The sequence below is a fragment of the Microcoleus sp. CAWBG27 genome (genome assembly GCF_020883145.1).
GTDB lineage: Bacteria > Cyanobacteriota > Cyanobacteriia > Cyanobacteriales > Microcoleaceae > Microcoleus.
Map to the genome: position 1 here is coordinate 1 of NZ_JAHREU010000076.1, position 22,466 is coordinate 22,466.

Here is a 22,466-nt window from a genome sequence, read left to right on the forward strand (position 1 = left end):
CCAAAGCCTCATTCTACCGTTAATATTTCACAGAGGCTGGAACCCAGAACCCCCATTCTACCGTTGGTCATTGAAAACTGTCCGGACTATTGTTATTCCGATATTTACATAACCGGGATGCTCCCGAAAGTCAGAAAACTGTTTAATATTATTCAATATTATTTGAGGCTTGCTTTTGTACTGTTCAACCTTGCCGCTAATATACACGTAACCGCGTCCTTGACCTGCATAACGCTTTTCAATCAATCGCTTCAAAGGAGCCATTTCATAAGTTTCGGCATCGGGTATCCACAAATCTAATTTATGATAAACTGAACCCGCATAAATTAGGGCATTGCCGCCTATCCATTTATTAATCCCAGCCTGCAAGTCGCAGAAAATAGTAATAGATTTAGCTTCCTCGGAAGCGGCTAAGATTTTTGGGTAGTCCAATCTCACAGAAAGTGCTCCTGCCCTTGCTTCTGACAAGCGAAAGTCTTCTACAATCGAGCCTCGCATCGACCACCAAGGCAGCAAATTAGCATAGTTGCGAGAGGGAATTTTGGCATTGGTAATCGGATTCCAAATCATCAGATTGTAAGCTTTTGCAGCCGATTCTGCCTCGGTCATTTTTCGGTGATACAATCGCGATCGCCCGTATTTCATAAAGTAGGGACTCCAGCCTTCTTTAATCAGTTTTAGATTGTAATTTTCTCCATCTTTATGTACGTAACATAAGAGGCGTCCGTAGTTGTCACGGTGTTTTTCTAGAGCAATTTCAACCGGATCGTCTGTATCAAATTCAATGTCAATTTTAGCAAGCCCACCATTTGCTGTAGCGAAGTATTGTTTAGCCATTTCCGAAGCTGCTTTCCCTGCGACAGTTACAGGCTTTGAAGTGTGAGAGTAACTTTCTTCTGTATCGACGCAAATCAGCCGCAGAGACTCGGTTTTGCCGTTGAGAGCAACTTTGACAGTATCTCCATCAACTACTTGAGTTATTTGCAGGTTCGGAATTCTGGTTGCCATATTTCGCACCCTGTTAGGCTTGAGATTTGATTCACATATTGGCTAAAGTGTACATGAGTTTGCTGCTGAGTGCAATGGGTTGGGAGTGAGGCGCTCTGTCCGCTAACGGATATATAACGCTTTGTGCGCCCACAAGCACCCTACGGATTAGTGTTGGTATTTTTGATATTGATTTTTGCAAGTGGCTGCGTAATTTATCAAGTCTGGGAAAAAAGCCCGAAAATCTGATTCAAGCTGCTGATAATTAACTGTTAAATCTTCTATGCCATCTGCTAAGTTATTAGTCCACTTGATTCTTGCCGACATTCTATTGAGAGCAATATCTATGCCACCAATTTCCCGGTAGGAACACAGCAAGTCGCGGGCGATAATTGTTGGCACAATCTGCTGGAGCGATTCCGGCAATATATCTCGACTGTCTTGCAAAACTTGATAGACGCCACGAGCAAAATCTGGCAGCGGAACTTCTGAATATTCCAGCCAATTTTTAGCTAAGAAATGGTCGTAAAACATATCAATCAGCACTCCCGCAAACCTGCGCCTTTGGGAGCAAACAAGGCTTTTACTCGATCGCACTATGACATGACAGTCGGTGTAGCGATCGACTTTTCGGTGCAAATCGATGCCGCTTCTAATTGCATCGGGGTAAAGATTTACTGCCGAACCCTTGACAAAATCGCCTAAGAGGTTGCCAATCAGCGATGCTGGCGTGCGATCGGATAAAAAAAGATGTGCTAAGTAATTCATAGACGATCGATATGCTGGCTGATTTTTATATCTAAAACCGCAGATGAACACAGATAAAATTATATCTGCGTTCATCTGCCTAAATCTGCCTGCATCTGCGATCGCAAAAATACCCCTAGGAATCAGCCCGCAACTTATCCAAAACCGTCCGATCCTCCAAAGTTGAAGTATCCCCCGTCACCTCCAAACCAGCAGCCAAAGAACGCAACAAACGCCGCATAATCTTGCCGCTGCGAGTCTTCGGCAAAGCATCGGTAAATCGAATTTCGCCGGGACGGGCGATCGCCAGTAAATGAACCAAGGTTATCAATCTGGGTAAAGCAACTTATCTTCAACTTTTAAATTCCTAATTTGTTCGCGAATCACATCGGTTTTTGTTCTACCGCTGTTCGCGCAATAAGCTTCTAGGCGAAGCATTTCTACTTCAGGCAGCCGGATGGTTAGAACTTTAACATTTTTACTCATACTGCAATTATACTAAAAAATGCAGTACAATTCTAGCAGAGAAATGCGCCTTGGCAGAATGTTGCCGCACCATGCCAAGACGACTTCCCCGAAGTTGAACGTCCAACAAAGGAGCTATTTAATTATGATTCAAGATCCAGAAAAAGAACCAGAACGCTGGGATGAGCCGATTTTAGCGGATAACCCCAAGCAAGCGAAACAGGAGTGCCAAAAACGAGCTGCTACCAGGTTGAATTAGAATCTGTAACTCAACCCCGAAAAGTCGAAAATCGCCCTCAAGTGTACCGTTGCAACTACAAGGAGAAAGAATAATGGCTGTTCTGGAGTGTGTAAAACCTGGTGCTAAACTCGGTCAAATTATTCTGGCCGTCGATTTAACTGTAGCCGGTGCTGTAGATGATATTCTGGCAAAAATTCAAGACTTAGGATATGACCCAGAAATTCGTCATGTTAACTATCCGTCAGGAGTTCACGTCTTAGCAATTCTCAAAGACGAACAACATTCTGAAGCAGTCGATGATGACTACTTGCTAGAAGATTGGTTGCAATTAAGGTTGCAAATTAACCCCGATGCCGTTCATCTCTGGCGCGGCAAATAAGTTAATTAACAACTGAACCCAAATGAACGCAGATCTAATCTTATCTGCGTTTATCCGCGTTATTGTGCCTGAATCTGCGGTTTCACAGCCCTACGAATCAGCCCGAAACTTATCCAAAGCCGTTTTATTTCATAAGTAGTGTTGCAGCCTATTGAGAGCTATACTCACCAAATGTTGTCACATACCCCTTAACAGTAACTCCCAGATCCAATTCCTCGTGATGAATCAGTAGGTTAGATAATTGGGCAATCAAAAATTCAATCTCGCGACGGTTCTCAAAGGAGATAAAAATACTGCTACCTTCACCCTTGATAATCACCGTTGGAATATCGCTGTCGTCTAACTGTGAATCAATATCTGGGATTATTTGTCTGATTTGCTCTTCAGTCCACATCTGACTCATTCCTCTATCTCCCGTTCAAAAATACAGCGGTATGACTTATAGCAGTTGACAGTTGACAGTTGACAGTTGACAGTTAATAGTTAGATTGTCTACGGTGAGGGGTTTGGGGATATATTCACTCTTCTTAATTATGCCCTAACTGATGTGGCAGTTGCTATCGCAATTCAATCACAGATGAACGCAGATGTAAATCTTATCTGCGTTCATCTGCGTTCATCTGCCTAAATCTGCGATCGCAAAAATACCCCTAGGAATCAGCCCGCAACTTATCCAAAACCGTCCGATCCTCCAAAGTTGAAGTATCCCCCGTCACCTCCAAACCAGCGGCCAAAGAACGCAACAAACGCCGCATAATCTTGCCGCTGCGAGTCTTTGGCAAAGCATCGGTAAATCGAATTTCTCCGGGACGGGCGATCGCCCCAATCTCCTTCACAACGTGCTGCTTCAACTCCTTAGCCAATGCGTCGCTAGGCTGCTGCGAGTTATCCAGTGTCACAAAAGCAACAATTTCCTCACCTTTAATCTCGTCGGGTTTGCCAACAACCGCAGCTTCCGCCACCGCTGGATGGGACACCAAAGCCGATTCAACTTCCATCGTCCCGAGTCGGTGTCCGGCAACATTAATCACATCATCAACGCGGCCCATTACCCAGAAATAACCGTCTTTATCTTTGTGCGCGCCGTCCCCCGCAAAGTACACGAATTCGCCATCTTTTGGGTGCAAATATTCCCAATAAGTGCGGCGGAAGCGATCGGCATCGTTGTAAAGAGTCCGCATCATTCCCGGCCAAGGATGTTTCACAACTAAATAACCGCCGCTTTCATTAGTTACAGGTTCGCCATCTTGGTCAACAACATCGGCAACAATTCCGGGGAAAGGAAGCGTTGCAGAACCTGGTTTAGTGGGAATTGCACCGGGCAAAGCAGTAATCATAATTCCGCCTGTTTCGGTTTGCCACCAAGTATCTACGATCGGACAATTAGAGTTGCCAATTACCCGCTGATACCACATCCAAGCTTCAGGATTTATGGGTTCGCCGACGGTTCCTAACAATCGCAAAGATGACAAATCTCTAGCATTCGGCAACTCTTCGCCCATCTTCATAAAGGTGCGAATTGCTGTTGGTGCGGTGTAGAAAACAGTGACGCCGTATTTTTCGATTACATCCCAAAAACAGCCAGGATTCGATGCGCGCGGAGCACCTTCGTACATGACAGTTGTCGCACCGTTGGAAAGGGGGCCGTAGACTATGTAACTGTGGCCTGTAATCCAGCCTACGTCTGCGGTACACCAGTAAACATCGGTGTCTTGGAGGTCAAAAATCCACTTGGTTGTCATGTGGGTATAAAGGTTGTAACCGCCCGTTGTATGGACGACACCTTTGGGTTTTCCGGTACTTCCTGAAGTGTAGAGAATGAATAGCATATCTTCGCTATCCATCGGTTCGGCGGGACAATGTGCGGAGGCGTTTTTTTGCAATTCGTGCCACCAGCGATCGCGCCCTGGTTCCATCTGCACTTCTTGTTTGGTACGCTGGACGACGAGAACATTGGTAACGCTGGGTGCAGCGTTGTTGGCGAGGGCTTTGTCTACTTGTACTTTCAGCCCGACTGCTGCGTCTTTGCGGAAGCCGCCGTCTGCGGTGATGACGAGTTTTGCTTGGCCGTCGTTGAGGCGATCGCGCAAAGCTTCAGCACTAAATCCGCCGAAAACAACACTGTGTACTGCACCGATTCTGGCACAGGCTAACATGGCGATCGCAGCTTCGGGAATCATGGGCATATAAATGCCGACGCGATCGCCCTTTTGGACACCCAATTCTTTGATGACGTTAGCCATTTGACAGACTTCGCGGTGGAGTTGGGCGTAAGTCAGGGTGCGGGAGTCTCCGGGTTCGCCTTCCCAAATGAGGGCGGCTTTGTTTTTGCGCCAGGTGGTTAAATGGCGATCGAGACAATTGTAAGAAATGTTAATTTTGCCATTGACAAACCATTTAGCAAAAGGTGGCTGCCAGTCGAGTACGGTATCCCAGTTTTGAAACCAGTCTAATTCTTGGGTAGCGAGTTCGGCCCAGAATGCTTGGGGGTCGGCTTTCGCTTTTTCGTAGAGGGCGCGGTATTCTTCTAAGCTTTTGACGTGAGCTTTTTCGGAGAATTCTGCCGTGGGCGGGAATAGGCGTTTTTCTTGCAGAATTGATTCGATGGTATCTTGTGACATCGCTGTTAGTTTTTAGTTCAGTTACTCTTTTTAGCTATTGTGTGCATAAATTGGGGGAAAAGTATGTTTATTTTCCTTAAGACTTTGGAAGATTTTGTAAGTATTGGGACTGTATTAGAAATTACGGTAGCGGTAAATGCTCAATTTTATCTTGATATTCATCATCAAACGAGCCTTGATAAATCAAAATCAGTTCGTCAATATTTTGACCGATACTCATCTTGGTATTCAGGATAAATATTCCTGGGATATGGCGATTTTGCTCTAAATGCTCTGTTAAATGAACTGGCATAGAGCGGCGGTTGTTGGTAACGAGAATGAAATTGTGAATTTCACACCAAATGAGAATTTGTGGGTCGAGAGTTCCTTTAGCAGGTGCTGTTAGTTCTCCCACTGCTAGAACAACTATATCGGGATTGCGCCTGCGAATTTGGTTAACATACGCAGGAGCGACATTTTCATCAAACAGATACTGGATTGCCATCAGCTTTTCTCATTGCATCTCTTGCTGCTCTCAATTTGCGGATTTTTTCATATACTGGACGAGGATTGCGGCGCTGTTCTTCTTGCATTTTTTCGCCCCATTCCAGCCATTCAGTTATGTACTTACCGACTGCTTCTTTGTTGTGCAGGTAGTACAAAATTGTTGCATAAACCTGTTCGAGGGTGAGGGATGTATAAATGTTGGCAATTTCTTCGGGAGTTCGAGCGCGAAACAGGTATTCGTAAAGAATGGTTTCGATGCCAATGCGGGAACCTTTGAGCCGAATATCGTCAGGTCTGAGGAAGTTGAAGTAGTCTTCAAGTTGCATAGTTTGTTGATTGGGATAAGGTTTTATACTATTATAATACCTGAACAGAAGATCGCACAAAAGCCATGACCCAAAATTTAGGCATCTTCTTCATCTTCACCTGCACGCCGTTCGTATTCTAAAATGATGCCCATAATTTCATCGGCTGGAATATCAGCTTGTGCAGATTTTGTATAAACAGTCAGTAAAATAATTCCATTTTCAGTTTTGACATAATAAATCAGACGATAGCCAGCACTTTTACCTTTTTTTGAATATTGGTATTTCTGACTCTTACTTTAAAAACCTCGTAACCAATCCCAGATATGCGATCGCCAGGTAACTCTCCCCGTTCAAGTTGTTCGATGACTGGTTGTATATCGTTACGAATACTGCGATATTTTTTGGCGAGGTTGCGTAAGTTTCTGGTAAACGTTGGTGCAGCTTCAACTTGGATAGATGGTTGCTCAGACATCATCAATTCCCTCCCAGATTTGGGCAACGGGAATCGTTTTTCCGGTCATAGCTTCATGCCAAGCTTGACGTAAATCTGCTAAAATTTCTTCTTTAGATTGCTCATCTTCATTACTTTCTGTAACTTCGGGAACCAGCACAATTACTTCTACTCTGCTGTTTTGCTCTAAATTTAGCGGTTCATCAACGTATAATTGTCCGTTGTCGATCGTTGCCATCACTTTAATTGCTTTCATAGTTACTCCTGGTAATCTAGGGTGTAAGAAATAGACTGATGTGAAAAGGTAATGAAAAGTGATAATATTAGATTATATCAAATCTGCCATATATTTTACAGGAAAGGCCGATCGCACAAAAGCCATGACTCAAAATTTAGAAGCAAGCCAACTTTCGTTAAATGACGTTCGCCATCTTCTCAAACTCGAAGAGTTAGAAGGAGAAGGTTTCACTGATTTTTTCTCTCTGGAACCGCTGACAGAATCAGAACAGCAGGAACTATTGAAACTTAGAAATGACTTTCGACGATACCTATCCGCTGGAAAAGTTTCAGAAGAACTCGTTAAGTTTTTAGTGCTTTCACCTTTGATGAGATTAACAGGATTTTTTGATATTCCGATCGTGCTGACAATGGAGGATAGCATACCCATTGAAGTTGAAGATAAGGATACTTTAATTAAAGGGCGGCTGGATATTTTAGCAGTAAATCAGCCGGATGCGGAGATAGGGGCGACACCGTTTTGGATTTTGGTAGTAGAGGCGAAAAATAGTGCGATCGCCCCTTTGGCCGGTTTGCCGCAATTGCTGACTTATACTTATAAGAGTTTGCAGCAGCAATCCTCAGTTTGGGGATTGACAACGAATGGCGAAAGTTATCGGTTTGTGCGGGTGACGCGGGGAAATCCTTGTACTTATCAGATTTTACCGGAATTGAATTTGATTGATAGGGAGCGATCGCTCTTATTGGCGCAAGTGTTGAAGGCGATTTGCAAGTTGCAGAATGTGCAGTTACAGTTGGCTTAGAGCGATCGCGCGCGGAGTCAGAAACCGGGTTTCTTTGCAAAATCTCGTGAGGATGCGTAAATTATCGCAGAAACCCGGTTTCTTAGATTAGGAGCGATCGCATCTGATGTTATTTTGATGGTGGAGTCGTCGTGCGCTCAATGGGTGGGTTTGTCGGTTGTACAGGATTTGGCGGTTGTTCAGTATTGCCAGTTACGATCAATAACGGAATTAGGATTTTTGCGATCGGTAGTACAAATTCCTTCGTCCACCACTTGATATTGGAATTGTTAGATTTTTTCACTTGCTTTACCTTTTTAGTTAATTTAGGCTTGTTGTCTAAATTCTGTTTTTCGAGTTTCATCGTTTTACCTATCTCTCTATGTTTCCCACGATAGCGCGCTCTTTTCTACTCGCGGGCGATCGTTAATTTAGACTCACAAATTAGTTGCTAGGTAAATTTTTGGATAGCTTGTGAGTTGGCTTTGAATAATTTGTGAAAGAGTTTGTGAAAAAAAACTCACAAATTACTTTTGACTTATAAAATTGTGAAAATTAACGAGATATTGACAGGACAACTACCCTCAAGCCCTGAGTTATGCTACTTTAAGAGAAAGAATCGCGATCGAGGTTGAGGTGGAATGGGGAAGATGACAGAACATGAGTTTGAGGCTATCTATAAAAATATTACTCCTACACAGCATTCAGTGCTAGAGATGTTCTTGGAAGGTCGATTGGATCCGGAAATCTCTCAAGTTTTATATAAAGATCGAACGGCGGTTTCTTCCAATATCTCAAAGATTTGCAAATTGTTTGGGGTTGAAAATAAACCAGGTGCATATACTCAACGCGATGACTTGATTGAATTATTTATCAACCACAAGCCTCAATTAGTTGGCGAAAAATTATTAATTAAGTTCGGCAAAAAACTGCCAGAAACTCCAAAAGTATTACAAGTGCCTTATGTAGAGCGTCACCCGATCGAATCTGAATGCTGTGATAAAATCTTAGAACCGGGAGCAGTTATTCGGATTAAAGCACCTAAATATACGGGGAAAACTTTACTATTGAACCGAATCCTCGATCGCGCTAAAATTCATAATTATCAAGCCGTTATTTTGGATTTTACAAAAGCAACAAGTAGCGTTTTGTTAAATTATGAGGAATTACTAAAATGGCTGTGCAAAAGTATGGGCAAATCTTTGGGTTTAGAAAACAAATTAGCCGAACATTGGGATAGCGATGAGTTTGACGAACATACTAATACTCAAACCTACTTTGAGGACTACTTGCTAAAAGATCGGACTCAACCTTTGGTACTGGCTTTAAAAAATGTCGATCGCGTTTTCGAGCAAGAATCTTTCCGAATTGATTTTTGTGAGTTATTGAGATGTTGGAGTCAACTGCACGTTGAGGGAAATGAATTTGCCTATCTTTGGAAAAACTTGCGGTTGATTCTTGTTCACTCAACCAATGTTTACGGTTCCTTAGATATCAACTACTCTCCTCTGAATGGTGTGGGATTAACTCAAACTTTACTTGATTTCACTCCTAAACAAGTTAGTTATTTGGCAAGTTGCTATCAAATTCAAAGGTTTGATTTAGATAATACTGAAAAAATTATGACAATGTTTGGCGGACATCCTTATCTAATCCAAGAAGCTTTTGTTTGTCTCAAAAAAGAGCAATATTCCCTCGATCAACTTTTGGAAATTGCTGCTACAGAAGCCAGTCCATTTATCAATCATTTACGAGAACAGTGGGGAGAACTTTGTAAAAACCCTCAACTAAAAGCTGCTTACTCTCAAGTTGTCGCTACAACACAGCCCGTGCGACTTGATACCAACGCAACTTTTAAATTGCAAGGTATGGGATTGGTGCTAGTTGATAAAAATGATTGTTTGCCTCGGTGTGATTTGTACCGGCAATATTTTTCGGATCAACTAAATTTTAATTAATCGGGGGGATGAATGACTTACAAATATATTTGTGAAGCTACTTTGGGCATTGATACCCAAACTTATGTCAAGCGAGAAGCTGACGAACAATTGTATGAAGAATTGAAAAAAGGTAAGTTTTGTTATGTTTTTAATTCGCGGAAGACTGGTAAATCCAGCTTGCGCGTACAAGTGATGAATCGGCTGAAGCAAGAGGGAATAGCTTGTGTTGAAATAGATGTTTCAGCAAAGGGAACTCAGTTAACTACCCCGGAAAAGTGGTACAATAGTATTTTGTTAAATCTCAATCGCAAATTATCGCTGGATGTCAATCTCAAAAACTGGTTGAGCGAGTTTGATTGGCTGTCACCGCAGGATCGTTTGGCAGAGTTTATCGATTCTATCCTCCTGAAACGCATTTCCCAGAACATTGTAATTTTTATTGATGAAATTGATAGCATTCTTAGTCTGAAGTTTCCGAGTGATGACTTTTTTGCTTATATTCGTGCTTGCCACAATCAAGGTCAAAGTGGTGAAAATCCTGCTTATCAACGCCTTACCTTTTGTCTGTTGGGCGTAGCAACACCTTCAGATTTGATTCAAGATAAAAAACGCACGCCATTTAATATCGGTCAAGCTATTGAATTAAAGGGTTTCACTAAGGAACAAGCTGCACCTTTAGCGAAAGGTTTAGAGGGAAAAATCGATCGCCCAATTCACGTTTTAAATGAGATTCTAGACTGGACGGGCGGACAACCTTTTTTGACTCAAAAACTTTGTAAAATTGTCCTAGAACGATCGCAAACCTGCAATCCTGACATTGCTGAACTGGTACAAGCTTACATCATTAACAGTTGGGAGGAGAACGACAATCCCGAACATCTAGGCACAATTCGCGATCGCATCCTCAGCAACCAACAGCGTACCAGCCAACTCCTCGGCATCTACCAACAAATTATTACCCCCCCTAACCCCCCCTTACCAAGGGGGGGGACAGATAGCATTCTTACTCCCCCCCTTACCAAGGGGGGGCTGGGGGGGGTCGCCGCCGATAACAGTCCCGACCAAATGGAGTTACAACTCTCAGGATTAGTTGTCAAACGCAACGGATATCTACAAGTTTACAACCGCATATACGCCACTATTTTTGACCTCGATTGGGTACAGCAAGAATTAGCGAAACTCCGCCCTTACCAGGAAAATTTCGCCGCTTGGATCGCCTCAAAACGTGAAGATACTTCGCGATTGTTGCACGGTCAAGCATTGGATGATGCGTTGCAGTGGAAAGTGGGGAAACGTTTAAGCGATGAGGATAATGATTTTTTAGATGCCAGTCAAGCTGATGAACGGCAAGAATTGAGGACATCTAATAAATTATTGAAAGAAACCCGCAGACAAGTTAGAGAAGTTCTCAAAATTGAAGAAGCCGGATACGATGCGTTAAAGCTTTTTCAGTTGGGGGGAAAGCAAATAGCAGCCTTACGAGCAGCTATCAAAGCAGGAGAAGATTTAAAGAAGTGGATACCAGACAATCCCCCGCTTTCGGAATATCCCACTACCAGTCCTCTGTTAGCTTTGCAGGTAATTCTCACTAAAATCCGCGAAAAGCGCCAGTTTGTCGGACATAATGGCGGGATAAATAGTGTCAGTTTTAGCCCGAATGGAGATGCGATCGCTACTGCTTCAGATGACAAAAGCGCCAAATTGTGGGACTTGCAGGGCAACTGCTTGCTCACTTTCATCGGACATAATGACTCGGTAAATAGTGTCAGTTTTAGCCCCACAGAAAATGTACTCATCACGGCCTCAGATGACCGTACCGCTAAATTGTGGGACTTACGGGGCGACTGCTTACAAACTTTCACCAGACATCGTGATTGGGTAACAAGCGTTAGTTTTAGCCCGACGCAAAACGCAATCGCTACTACTTCAAGAGATAATACCGCCAAATTATGGGATTTCCAAGGCAACTGTTTGCTAACATTTACTAAACATAATGACTCGGTAACAAGTGTTAGTTTTAGCCCGACTCAAGACACGCTTGCCACTACCTCAAGAGATAACACTGGCAAATTATGGGACTTGCATGGCAATTGTTTGGTCACCTTTGCCGGACATACTCGCCTAGTAAATAGCGTCAGTTTTAGTCCAAACGGAGATGCGATCGCTACTGCTTCATCTGACACAACTGCCAAATTATGGGACTTGCAAGGCAACTGCTTGCTCACTTTTACCGGACATAATGACTCTGTAACAAGCGTTAGTTTTAGCCCGAAAGGAAATGCAATCGCCACTGCCTCAAAAGACGACACAGCCAAATTGTGGGACTTGCAGGGCAACTGTTTGGTAACATTCACCGGACATAAGGAATCGGTAAATACTGTCAGTTTTAGCCCGAATGGAAATGCGATCGCCACTGCCTCGAAAGATGGCAGCGCCAAATTGTGGGATTTGCAGGGCAACTGCTTGGTCACTTTCACCGGATACAATCGCCTGGTAAGAAATTCAATTAATAGATCCACTCAATTGGTGGACAACTTGTTCGTCATTTTCAAAGCATATGAAGTGCCGATAACAAGCATAAGTTATAACCCGACTCAAGACCTGCTGGCTACTGCCTCAACTAACGGAACTATCAAATTGTGGGACTCGCAGGGAAATTGCTTGGTCGCTTTTACCTTAACCAGGCAGAATTACCGCGCAAATAGTGTCATTTTTAGCCCGAATGGAGATGCGATTGCTACTGCCTCACAAGACAAAACCGCTAAATTGTGGGACTTACAGGGCAACTGTTTGGTAACATTCATTGGACATAATGACTCAGTAAATAGCGTCAGCTTTAGCCCGAATGGAGAAATAATCGCCACAGCCTCATTTGACAAAACCGCCAAATTGTGGGACTTGCAAGGCAACTGCTTGGTAACATTCACCGGACATAATGACAGGGTAAACAGTGTTTGTTTTAGCCACACAGTAGATACGATAGCCACTGCATCACAAGACGGCACTGCCAAATTGTGGGATTTACAAGGCAACTGCTTGACAGTTTTCACAGGACATAATGACTCGGTAAATAGTGTTAGTTTTAGCCCCACAGGAGATGCGATAGCCACTGCCTCATCTGACAAAACCGCGAAATTGTGGGACTTACAAGGGAAGTTTTTGGTAACTTTCGCCGAACATAATGACTCGATAACAAGTGTCAGTTTTAGCCCCACAGGAGATAAGATCGCCACTGCTTCAATTGACGGCACCGCTAAATTGTGGGACTTACAAGGAAATTTACTAGCGGATTTTAACGGCTATCAGGGAAATTTACTCAAAGGTGAGGCAGATTTTGTGAAGTTGAAAATTCCGATTTATAGTATTTGTTTTAGTCGGGACGGGAAGTTTTTAATAACTGGTTCCCAGGATGGAAAAGTGCTGTTTTGGCCCGTGGAAACTTTGGACGAATTGTTGGCGAGGGGGAGAGAATGGCTGGGTGAGAAATTTTAACCGCTGATGTACGCGGATGGTTTTGATTCTGATTTTTCACTTGTTAAAACTGTTGTTAAGTTTATACGATTTACGCATCAAAACCCAAGAAACCGGGTTTTTATGGGTTTCTGCGACTGTAATGCAGTATTCTCGCAAAAACCCGGTTTCTGACCACCCGTGCGTAAGTCCGATCGCGTTTATTTTGAATTTGCCGATCGCACCCACGCAGATTTACAGACATATTCAAGTCAAGATTTGTTAAAAATTTACAGTTACCCGTGACATCAGCCAATCTTTTATCTTACCATAAAAAACGACTCAACCCTAAAACTAAAGGTAAGAAAATGTCTGAACTTAGACAAAATCTAATTACCAGAGATTGGGTAATCATCGCCACGGAACGCGCAAAAAGACCTGACCAATTCGCCAACACCAAAAAAATACCCGCATTCCTACCCCAACACCGCGCCGATTGCCCGTTTTGCGTGGGAAATGAGGAAGATGGCACAGTAGAAACTTGCCGTTTGGGCGATCGCACTGGCTGGAAAGTCCGCGCAATTGGTAACAAATATCCGGCCCTCTCCCCGACAGCAGAATGGATGAGAATATCATCGGGAATTCACCGCACGATGGCGGGAATCGGCGTTCACGAAGTAATTGTCGAAAACCCGCGACACGATTTGACGACAGCTTTGTTGACCGTTACAGAAGTAACAGACATACTTTTAGTATACCGACAGCGTTATATAGAGATCAGAAAGTATCCCCATATTGAAACAATTATTATCTTCAAAAATCACGGAGAAAGTGCCGGAACTTCCCTCGAACACCCTCACTCCCAAATAGCAGCTACGCCCGTTGTCCCCAGCCTATTTCGCAGTCGCATTGATGCAGCAGTTCGCTATTTTGACGACACGGGAGAATGTCTGTTTTGCCGCACTTTGGAAGATGAATTAGCGTCTGGTGAAAGAGTGATTTTCGAGAGTGAATATTTTGTGGCTTTTATCCCCTATGCTGCACTTTCGCCGTTTCATATCTGGATTTTTCCGCGCCGCCATTCCTCTTCGTTTGATGACATTACTGATGCAGAAATCACGGATCTTGCTTATACTTTGAAAACTGTACTTGCTAAACTTTATTACGGATTGAACGATCCTGATTACAATTATAATATTCGATCTGTCCCAACAGCCGAACGGGCGACTAAATACTTTCACTGGTATATGGCAATTATTCCCAGAGTTTCTAAACAGGCTGGGTTTGAGTTGGGTAGCGGGATGTTTATCAATACTGCTTTACCCGAAGAAAGTGCTGAGTTTTTGCGATCGTTCGCAATTCCTGGCGATCGCCATTTCGGCAAACCTAAAGTATAAAAAGTTACAATTAATCGAGGAATGTCCCCGACGAAGACGGGAAACAATTTAATAATTTTCAATTATCGGTTGAAATAGACAATTTAAATCTGCAACAGCTTAATTGACGCTCCAAATTTATCAACCTACAAATATTGATAAATTTTACCAAACTCACAACAAACTTTCGACATACTGCCAACAGTCATCGCTAAAATTAGCTCTCAATATATCTCTAATCTTAGCGTCAAGCAACAATCTCGTCTGATCAGACTCAGCACTCTCGCCGATTTCGCAACTGTCATCAGATAAATTTTCTTGGAGGTGGGCGAGAGTATTGGCAAAATTAGCCAGAAAATAATGTTCGTCCACCCACGCTGTCGGATCTGGGATGGCTGGACTTCCAAAAGCTCGATCGACTAAATCTTGTTTTGCAGAATCGTCAGTCTGGTTTTTCATGGAGTCCATTTAGAGAGAATTTGCAACCTATCCTAATCTTAAGCTGAATTTTGAGCGGTGGTGCGATCGCGATCGAGCCACCGCAGTGACAAATTTGGGTAATTTGTGCGATCGCGATCGAGGTTGTTTTGGCGATCGGCTGTTATCATACCACATCACCGCCAGCGATCCTTAATTTGCACGTTGGGCAAAATCGACTTAGGTATCATTCCGTGAACTCCTTTGCGGGGATTATTCACAGCCTGAGTAATCCGAAAATTGACCGCGAGGGAACAGAAAACATAGGCATCTTCTTCTTGAAAACCGGCATACTTTTGTAGCCAATTAACCGCCTGTCTTACCGCCATATCAAAGGCATCATCTAATGTTTGACCAAAACCCATAACTACAATATGAGTAGGAGTTTCCGCAAACGGAAATATATAAAATAAATCCTTACGCAAGATGATTTGAATAGTCCCATTCATCGAAGTTTCAATCGCCGTACCATCAACTTCACCATCTCCCTGTGCCGAATGTCCATCGCCGATTGACAGCAAACCCCCGCGCACCGCAATAGGTAAAAATAACCGCGTTCCTGGTTGCAATTCCTGATTGTCCATATTGCCGCCGTAGCGTTGTGGAGGAATAGAAGAACGGTTGATTTCAAAATCTGCAACGCCGATAATTCCGAAAAATGGATGCAGGGGAATCTTGACACCGCTATTTGCCGGGAATTCCGCAATCTTTTGTTCTAAATCTAGGGGAATAAACCGCAATTTAGGATCGGGAAAATATGTAGGTAAAACTCCCCAACCAGCGCGAATCGCATTGAATCCTACTGGTAAACTTGGGTAAACTTTTTCGATGTGAATCTCTAAAACGTCTCCGGGTTCGGCCCCATTAACATAAATCGGGCCTGTTAGCAAGTGCGGGCCCGGGCCGACTTTGCGGTTATCAGGTAAATTCTGACAGATATCTAAAAATTCCGGCGTCAGAAATTCCGGCGGGGCCTTGTCAGCAACATAATACCCCGAATAGGTTTCGATATCGATGCGATCGCCCGAATCGACAGTTAAAGCAGGTTCTAGCTTGGGAGAGAAACCGCCTAAGTGTACGGTTTTGCAGTTAGCTTTGAGAAGGTGGTGAGTCATTCGATTTGAGATTTTAGATTGGGGGGATTGGGGATTGGGGGATTGGGGGATTTTGTAATTGTTAATTAATTGGTGAATACCTCAGGGTGCATCTCATGTTTGGCAAATATATGTGTAGGGGCGAAGCATGACCGCATTCAATATGAGATTATAACTAATAACTTATCTGCGGTCATGCTTCGCCCTCTTCAAAAGTGAGATTCACCCGGTTTGTGATATCTGAGATATTTTCAGAATTTCTTAACTTTTTGATAACTTTGGCAATCTAAAATTCAAAGCGGGGGCGGGTGTATATATAGCCTTTATCAAAAAGATGAGGTATAACTGACAGCTTATATAACCAGTTCCACTAAGAGGGCCCAAGCCCAACAACATATCTCATCTTTCTAAGAACCGCTATATATTAAGGTTGGGAGTTATATTTTGCTGGTGAAACCCTCCCCGACAGATTCATGACAATAACTTATGTTAACACCATTGCCCGAAAAATCAGAAATATCCCAAGGTTCTTCTCGCAACCTGTGGTTTTTTGCTGTTTTGATTTTGATTGTCCTATTCCTAGGTTTGATTATGCAATCTTTCCTCAACAAACCCAAACTTTTAACCGATCCGTTTCTGCAATTTCCAACAACTAACTCGGTGCGAGTTGTTTGGTTTACCGAATTTTCTGGGACTCGGAATATTGTTGCTTACGGCGAAAACTTGAGTAAAATTGCGACTGCAAATACTACCAAGCTAAGCCGGACTCGGGAAGACAAAGACTCGCACATCTCCGATGAAATGAAACGGGGCATAATTGATAACAATCCAAATGTCCGCCACATCTGGCGCCACGAAGCAGAAGTTACTAATTTAATGCCCGGTGTTCGCATTCCTTATCTAGTGACTAGCGAAACCAAAGAGGGTGAATCTGTTAGCAGCAAAGTTTTCAGCCTTTCTCCGACACCAGCAGCCGGAATTGGGCTAAAAATCCTGTTCACTTCCGACCATCAATTGATGCCGATGACAGCAGCTAATCTCCAGAAAGTAGCAGAAACAATTGATAAAGTTGATGCAGTTTTCATGGCTGGTGATTTAATTAATATACCCGATCGCGCTTCCGAATGGTTCGACGACGACCGAGGCCGCGCTTTTTTCCCCGGTTTACAAGGCCGCGCCTTCTCGGAAATCGACAAAAATGGCATCAAAACAGTGTACAGCGGTGGCGAACTGATCCAACACGCGCCCATATTTCCGACGATTGGGAACCATGAGATTATGGGTAGGTTTTCAAATAGCACCAGTCTCAACGACCAGTTTAATGACCCTTTACCCCGCGCTGCTGTGGAAAAAATATATCCATACCTCACTCAAAAAAATGGGATGAAAGACCAAGATGTTTTGTTGAAAAACAATAGTTTTAATAGTGATACGTACAACGAAATTTTTAGTTTGCCAAGTGAGAAAAATTATTATGCTGTGACGTTTGGGGACGTGCGGTTAGTGACCTTGTATGTTACGAATATCTGGCGGACTCCTAATTTAGATCAAGGGGCGAGAGGCAGGTATCGGGAACGGGACGAAGATTTTGATCGTCCCGAAAAATGGGGATACGGACAGCATATTTTTGAGCCAATTGTCAAAGGCAGCGCTCAATATTCTTGGCTAGAACAAGAGTTATATAGTGCGGAATTTCAGCAAGCTAAATATAAAATTGTGATGTTTCACCATCCACCGCATTCTCTGGGTGACAATATTGTACCTGCTTATACTGACCCAGTGCAAATAGTCGATCGCACTTTGGACGGCGAGATTAAGATGGTGCGTTACGAATATCCGAAACAGCAAGATTATCTGATTCGGGATGTGATGCCGCTGCTAGAAACGGCGGGCGTGCAGTTGGTTTTGTACGGACATTCGCATTTGTGGAATCGGTTTGTGAGTACCAGCGGAATGCACTTTTTAGAGACTTCTAATGTGGGTAACAGTTACGGTGCGTTTGCGGGGAGAAGGCGCCGATTTGTGCCGCCTGGATATCGGGAGGATTACAGCGCGATTGGAGATCCGAACGGATTGGAACCTGTGATGCCAACAGTTGCACCTTTATTGGGGAAAGATGGGCTAGCATTGCCGTATATTGATAGTAATGATATTACGGCTTTTAGTGTGTTTGACACGGGGAGTGCTACGGTTAGTAGCTATTATTTTGATACGCGGAAACCAGACTCGGAAGTGGTGAAGTTTGATGAGTTTAAATTGAAAAAATCGTGATTTAGTGCAGTCAGGTTTGTAGTGAGGACTTCAGTCCTCAGTATTCGTAGGGTGGGTCGCTATCCCTCATCCCCAAATAAAAATAAAAAATCTAACAGCGACGCACCAATAGACAATAGTTTAATACGCTGTGGAAGCTTCAAAATTGATTTTTTGGGAAGAAAACTCTCTCGCTCTCGGTCAAGAGTCAACTTCAGTCTTGTGACTTCTGCTATACTTAGGTAATAGATAGTCTATCCAAATTAAACTCACGAGTAGAGTACAGTCATGCCCAAACAAAAACTCTTGGAAAAACCAGAAGAAGTAATCTTTGATAAAGAAGATGAATATTTAGATGATGAGCTGGAATCTAATGAAAAGCCACAATCGATATTAAAAGAAATTTCAGAAATCATTGTAGGTAGCACTGATTGGACAACAACCAGCATCCTCGATCTAATTATGCGGGAAAACATTCAACTCAATCCAAGATTTCAAAGACGAGATGCTTGGGATATAACTCGCAAAAGTAGGTTTATCGAATCAATTTTTCTAGGATTTCCCATTCCAGAAATAGTTTTAGCTTCTCCTGAAAAGAGTCGCGGAAATTTTATAGTTCTTGATGGCAAGCAACGCTTGCTAGCCATCCTGCAATTTTATGGAATGAGCGAAACTCCTAATGATAGTTTTGCTTTGGCAAACTTAGAATTTAGACCCGATCTCAATGGTTATACCTATAAGGATATAAAAAACGATGTTGTGTTGAGTCCCGTACTTAATGTACTCGACACTCAAACTATTCGGACTACATTGATTAGAAACTGGCGTACAGAAAGTTTACTATACAAAGTTTTTTTACGCCTGAATTTAGAGAATACTCCGCTATCTCCGCAAGAATTGAGGCAAGCATTGCATCCCGGAGATTTTGTCAATTTTTTAGACGACGCATCAATTAAAAATCAGGCTTTAAGAACAATACTTAAATCAAAAAATCCCGATCCTCGGATGCGCGATGTCGAATTGTTGCTGCGGTATGTAGCCTTCTATTATTTTTTATCCGATTATCGCGGGAATCTTAAAAAATTCCTGGACATGACCTGCGAAAAACTCAACAATGATTGGGACGAACAAAAAATCGAGATCGAAGATACAGTTAGCGAATTTGAGAACGCGGTGCAAACAACCATTGCAATATTTGGAGAAGAAAATATATTTCGCGTATGGTCTAACACTTCTAATACTTACCGCAAAAAAATGAATCGAGCTATTTTAGATGTAATGGTTTTTTATTTTTCCTATCCCGAGATAGGACAAGCTGCTAAGAATAATAAGGAGCGAGTAGAAAATGCTTTTAAAGAGTTATGTTCGTCCCCTAATAGCGAATTCAGAGACGCTGTTGAGAAAAGAACAACTAGCATTCGCGAAACTCATACTCGTCTCTCACTGTGGGGCAAAACTTTGCGAAAGGTTTTAAATTTAGAGTTTTATGTCCCCGAACTCGCAGATAACCGCATTATCTTTAACGGGTTGTGGTAAGTTCTTAAGCAGTATGCCAAAATCCGTCAGATTTCGTACTCTAACTAAGGAGTTGAATAGGTTAAAAAAACAATTCATTCCTAAGATTAAGCCCGGACATTTTTATTCCCCCAGACAGTTAGCTTTAACTCTTGCCTACAGAGTTTTAGCTCATGCCGAAATAGAAGCTTATCTAGAGGATAGAGTTTGGGAAGCAGCCCTTAATGCTAAAAACAATTGGGACAGTCAGGGTAAGACTTGCTGTACTTTGATATGTTTGCTTGCCTTTTCCGGTCAAATGATGGAATTACCACCAGATACACTAAGTCCAACAAAGCCAGCTAAAAAAATACCGGATGAGAAAATCAAAATCAACAAAAAGATAGATTTAGCTATTAATAGTTTTAAGCGAATCATTGACCAGAATCATGGAATAAAAGAAGCTAATATTCTGTCGTTGCTTTTGCCAATAGGAATCAATCCCGAGAATCTAAATATTTTTTGGCTGGCTACTATGAATACCTTTGGGGAAGACAGAGGTGTTGCAGTCCATACTTCAGCTACATCCCCAACAACTATTAGAGTTCTAAATCCCATAAATGAATTGGAGAGGGTAGAGCAAATTATTCAAGAACTTTTGAAGGTGGATGAGTTGATTAATGATTTAATGAAATAAATGAATAAATTTCCAGTAATTGTTAAGGATTTTTTCTTGGCGATGGGCTTCTAGCCGGAACGGGCAAGATGCCCGTTCCATAATAGTTGAATTTTTGAGTGGTACAGGCATTTTGCCTGTGTTCAAACAGCTTATTCAGAATTGTCGAAAATTTCAGATTAAACCTTCTCTTTTGCAGGCGGAACTAAACCAGTTTTATTCAAACCAGCATCAATATCCCTCAGCAATTTAAAATCATCTTCCGGTAAAGAATTAACAACCGAGTGTTTTTCCAGAAATGAGAATGCTTGGCGAAATTCCCGGGGCTTGCAGTCGATCGCGCGATCGAAGTGACAAGGTACAATCAGATCGAAGTCCCAACTCGCGACTTTATCCACCCAATCGAGAGTTTCCCTCGGCGCGCGGTTGAGAATCAGAGTCTGCAACACCGGCGCCACCAACAACCGCCCTCCTCCGCGCAAAGCCTCGAACGATCGCACCCAATCAGTTTGCCACTTAAACGGATACAATCCAAAATAAGCTTTTCTCGATCGCTCTGGCGCTTTCAGGGCGCTGGCTAACACCCCCGACCACGGCGGCACATCCAACACGCTAGGGCGAAAATACATCGCAAATAAGGCGATTCTCTGCCACCCTTTGCATCGATTTTCCTGGGTGTCTGCCACCACATCCAAAGCGGTGTCTTTGGCGTGAAATAGCAGCGGGTACGAGTCGAGTTGGAGAATCGCGGGCGGGTTTTCGGGAATCGAAACCACGGAATCTGTTAACATTAGCGTGCGCGATCGCCTGTGAAATAACGCAACTTCCGCAAAAAAGCCTAAACCGAGGTTCAGCGGGCCGAGGATTGCCCAATCAAATTCATCTGCAAGGGGCGTGTTGCTGCTATCAAAAGGCAGTACAGAGGTGCGTTTACCGGGCAAACCCAACCAACTCAGCGGCAAATTTAGCGGAAAACTCCATTGCTTGGGAGTGACAAACACCTGCGCTTCGGGAAAACACCTCGCAAAGGGGCCGACAAATACCTTGTGTTCGATGCCCGAAACCGTTGTCAGCAGGATATACTTAACCTCGCCATGTTCTGCGACTAACTCGTTTACCAAGCGGATGCACTCTGGAGTCGGCGCGACGGGGGCGTAGACGAGAAGGCCTTCGGATTCGAGTTTGATGACTGTCATCCGAATCGGCACAATTACGTAGAAAATGCCTTGTAATTGGTCAAAAGTCCAGATTTTGTCCTTGACTATTTCCTTGCGGATTGTCCGCCGCTTACTGTAGGGATAGATGGGGACAATTGGCCAAAACGGCCATGAATAGTCCCGATTGTCAATCTGTACTGATGTTTGTCTGCCTTCGCCGTCTGTCACTGGTGCGACTCCTTGCCGATTTTTTGTACGTGCGTGCGATCGAACTTTTGTTATTTTATTTCAATGTCAGCGCCGAAGTGCGATCGAAAAAAATATGACAGCTAGACACTGGGTTTCTGAATCTGAAATTATTGAACCGCGAAGACGCTTTAGGCGAAGCCGCGCGTCAGCGCTAGGACGCGAAGGAAGAGAGAAGAAGAAGACATAGCAAACAAATACTGGCAGGGGCGGGTTTAGCGAAGAATCTATGAAATAAACCAGTTGAGCGAGGCAAAGCCCGCCCTCTTGTGCTGATACAATTATAGGCTGGCAAGAATTTCTCACCTTAGTAGATGGACGTAATACCAATTTAATGTGAAGTTCCACATATCTCGATCCCCCTAAATCCCCCGAATAGTCGGGGGACTTTGAGAAGAATCTTGTCCCCCCCTTATCAAGGGGGGTTAGGGGGGATCCGAATTCGAGAGCAGCCTCATAAAAAATTGGTATAAAGTATCAGTCTCAACTAAAAGCTGAATCTGATTGAAAATTTGTTTGAGCTTAAGTTAACACTGATTGAGCTAAATAAACGCCAAAAATATATCTGGCGGACAAGCAATATACCTTCACCTACTTTGTAC

24 protein-coding genes are annotated in these 22,466 nt (G+C 43.1%); 10 read left to right on the top strand and 14 right to left on the bottom strand.

Annotated features, from left to right (window positions below; translation table 11 throughout):
* Nucleotides 1–57 precede the first annotated feature (57 nt).
* The 4 genes from QZ938_RS28255 to QZ938_RS28270 all read right to left on the bottom strand — a co-directional run bounded on the left by QZ938_RS28255 (nt 58) and on the right by QZ938_RS28270 (nt 2,220).
* Nucleotides 58–1,008 (bottom strand): thermonuclease family protein, encoded by a 951-nt coding sequence (locus QZ938_RS28255; protein ID WP_293355000.1) that lies wholly within the window; start codon nt 1,006–1,008, stop codon nt 58–60.
* Between the two features lie 147 nt (nt 1,009–1,155).
* Complete coding sequence (locus QZ938_RS28260) at nt 1,156–1,830, bottom strand: ACP phosphodiesterase (RefSeq protein ID WP_293355003.1); 675 nt, start codon at nt 1,828–1,830, stop codon at nt 1,156–1,158.
* A 40-nt stretch (nt 1,831–1,870) separates the two neighbouring features.
* Nucleotides 1,871–2,056 (bottom strand): hypothetical protein, encoded by a 186-nt coding sequence (locus tag QZ938_RS28265; protein WP_293355006.1) that lies wholly within the window; start codon nt 2,054–2,056, stop codon nt 1,871–1,873.
* Nucleotides 2,057–2,061: 5 nt separating this feature from the next.
* Nucleotides 2,062–2,220 carry a hypothetical protein gene (locus tag QZ938_RS28270; protein WP_293339280.1) on the bottom strand — a complete coding sequence of 53 codons (159 nt, stop codon included), beginning with the start codon at nt 2,218–2,220 and terminating at the stop codon, nt 2,062–2,064.
* 19 nt (nt 2,221–2,239) lie between these two features.
* On the opposite strand from QZ938_RS28270, the gene QZ938_RS28275 reads away from it, so the two are divergent.
* Both QZ938_RS28275 and QZ938_RS28280 read left to right on the top strand, forming a co-directional pair.
* Complete coding sequence (locus tag QZ938_RS28275; protein ID WP_293355009.1) at nt 2,240–2,458, top strand: hypothetical protein; 219 nt, start codon at nt 2,240–2,242, stop codon at nt 2,456–2,458.
* Nucleotides 2,459–2,531: 73 nt separating this feature from the next.
* On the top strand, nt 2,532–2,819 hold the full coding sequence (locus QZ938_RS28280; RefSeq protein WP_293355012.1) for a hypothetical protein: 288 nt from the start codon (nt 2,532–2,534) through the stop codon (nt 2,817–2,819).
* Between the two features lie 148 nt (nt 2,820–2,967).
* On the opposite strand, the gene QZ938_RS28285 is transcribed toward QZ938_RS28280, so the two are convergent.
* The 6 genes from QZ938_RS28285 to QZ938_RS28310 all read right to left on the bottom strand — a co-directional run bounded on the left by QZ938_RS28285 (nt 2,968) and on the right by QZ938_RS28310 (nt 6,941).
* Nucleotides 2,968–3,222 carry a hypothetical protein gene (locus QZ938_RS28285; protein WP_293156916.1) on the bottom strand — a complete coding sequence of 85 codons (255 nt, stop codon included), beginning with the start codon at nt 3,220–3,222 and terminating at the stop codon, nt 2,968–2,970.
* Between the two features lie 247 nt (nt 3,223–3,469).
* Nucleotides 3,470–5,440, bottom strand: a complete 1,971-nt coding sequence (acs, locus tag QZ938_RS28290; protein WP_293355017.1) for an acetate--CoA ligase — start codon at nt 5,438–5,440, stop codon at nt 3,470–3,472.
* A 121-nt stretch (nt 5,441–5,561) separates the two neighbouring features.
* Nucleotides 5,562–5,924, bottom strand: coding sequence for a DUF5615 family PIN-like protein (locus QZ938_RS28295; RefSeq protein ID WP_293355020.1), 363 nt, complete (start codon nt 5,922–5,924; stop codon nt 5,562–5,564).
* Nucleotides 5,902–6,252: a DUF433 domain-containing protein gene (locus QZ938_RS28300; protein WP_293355023.1), complete on the bottom strand. Its 351-nt coding sequence runs from the start codon at nt 6,250–6,252 to the stop codon at nt 5,902–5,904. Before QZ938_RS28300 ends, QZ938_RS28295 begins: the two co-directional genes overlap by 23 nt.
* A 220-nt stretch (nt 6,253–6,472) precedes the next feature.
* Complete coding sequence (locus QZ938_RS33185) at nt 6,473–6,709, bottom strand: hypothetical protein (RefSeq protein ID WP_363318911.1); 237 nt, start codon at nt 6,707–6,709, stop codon at nt 6,473–6,475.
* Complete coding sequence (locus tag QZ938_RS28310; RefSeq protein ID WP_293355026.1) at nt 6,699–6,941, bottom strand: hypothetical protein; 243 nt, start codon at nt 6,939–6,941, stop codon at nt 6,699–6,701. The genes QZ938_RS33185 and QZ938_RS28310 overlap by 11 nt, the downstream gene beginning before the upstream one ends.
* A 58-nt stretch (nt 6,942–6,999) precedes the next feature.
* On the opposite strand from QZ938_RS28310, the gene QZ938_RS28315 reads away from it, so the two are divergent.
* Nucleotides 7,000–7,725, top strand: a complete 726-nt coding sequence (locus QZ938_RS28315; RefSeq protein WP_363318912.1) for a restriction endonuclease subunit R — start codon at nt 7,000–7,002, stop codon at nt 7,723–7,725.
* A 109-nt stretch (nt 7,726–7,834) separates the two neighbouring features.
* Here QZ938_RS28315 and QZ938_RS28320 read toward each other — a convergent pair whose 3' ends face one another.
* Nucleotides 7,835–8,068, bottom strand: a complete 234-nt coding sequence (locus QZ938_RS28320) for a hypothetical protein (RefSeq protein ID WP_293355029.1) — start codon at nt 8,066–8,068, stop codon at nt 7,835–7,837.
* A 286-nt stretch (nt 8,069–8,354) separates the two neighbouring features.
* Between QZ938_RS28320 and QZ938_RS28325 the strand changes: the two genes are divergently transcribed.
* The 4 genes from QZ938_RS28325 (at nt 8,355) to galT (ending at nt 14,491) form a co-directional block, all read left to right on the top strand.
* Complete coding sequence (locus QZ938_RS28325) at nt 8,355–9,662, top strand: AAA-like domain-containing protein (protein WP_293355032.1); 1,308 nt, start codon at nt 8,355–8,357, stop codon at nt 9,660–9,662.
* A 12-nt stretch (nt 9,663–9,674) separates the two neighbouring features.
* On the top strand, nt 9,675–13,136 hold the full coding sequence (locus QZ938_RS28330; protein WP_293355035.1) for an AAA-like domain-containing protein: 3,462 nt from the start codon (nt 9,675–9,677) through the stop codon (nt 13,134–13,136).
* Between the two features lie 16 nt (nt 13,137–13,152).
* A complete protein-coding gene (locus QZ938_RS28335; protein ID WP_293365662.1) occupies nt 13,153–13,380 on the top strand; it encodes a hypothetical protein in 228 nt (75 codons plus the stop codon).
* An 82-nt stretch (nt 13,381–13,462) separates the two neighbouring features.
* Nucleotides 13,463–14,491: a galactose-1-phosphate uridylyltransferase gene (gene galT / locus QZ938_RS28340; RefSeq protein ID WP_293355038.1), complete on the top strand. Its 1,029-nt coding sequence runs from the start codon at nt 13,463–13,465 to the stop codon at nt 14,489–14,491.
* A gap of 153 nt (nt 14,492–14,644) precedes the next feature.
* Here galT and QZ938_RS28345 read toward each other — a convergent pair whose 3' ends face one another.
* Entirely contained in the window at nt 14,645–14,929 is a 285-nt protein-coding gene (locus QZ938_RS28345; protein WP_293355041.1) for a hypothetical protein, read from the bottom strand.
* Between the two features lie 155 nt (nt 14,930–15,084).
* Nucleotides 15,085–16,062: an acetamidase/formamidase family protein gene (locus tag QZ938_RS28350; RefSeq protein ID WP_293156946.1), complete on the bottom strand. Its 978-nt coding sequence runs from the start codon at nt 16,060–16,062 to the stop codon at nt 15,085–15,087.
* A 465-nt stretch (nt 16,063–16,527) separates the two neighbouring features.
* On the opposite strand from QZ938_RS28350, the gene QZ938_RS28355 reads away from it, so the two are divergent.
* From QZ938_RS28355 to QZ938_RS28365, 3 genes are all read left to right on the top strand, one after another.
* Nucleotides 16,528–18,312, top strand: coding sequence for a metallophosphoesterase family protein (locus tag QZ938_RS28355; protein WP_293355044.1), 1,785 nt, complete (start codon nt 16,528–16,530; stop codon nt 18,310–18,312).
* A 267-nt stretch (nt 18,313–18,579) separates the two neighbouring features.
* A complete protein-coding gene (locus tag QZ938_RS28360) occupies nt 18,580–19,827 on the top strand; it encodes a DUF262 domain-containing protein (RefSeq protein WP_293156952.1) in 1,248 nt (415 codons plus the stop codon).
* 13 nt (nt 19,828–19,840) lie between these two features.
* Nucleotides 19,841–20,482, top strand: a complete 642-nt coding sequence (locus QZ938_RS28365) for a HEPN domain-containing protein (RefSeq protein ID WP_293355047.1) — start codon at nt 19,841–19,843, stop codon at nt 20,480–20,482.
* Nucleotides 20,483–20,640: 158 nt separating this feature from the next.
* Here QZ938_RS28365 and QZ938_RS28370 read toward each other — a convergent pair whose 3' ends face one another.
* Nucleotides 20,641–21,846 (bottom strand): DUF4336 domain-containing protein, encoded by a 1,206-nt coding sequence (locus QZ938_RS28370; protein WP_293355050.1) that lies wholly within the window; start codon nt 21,844–21,846, stop codon nt 20,641–20,643.
* Nucleotides 21,847–22,466: the final 620 nt, after the last annotated feature.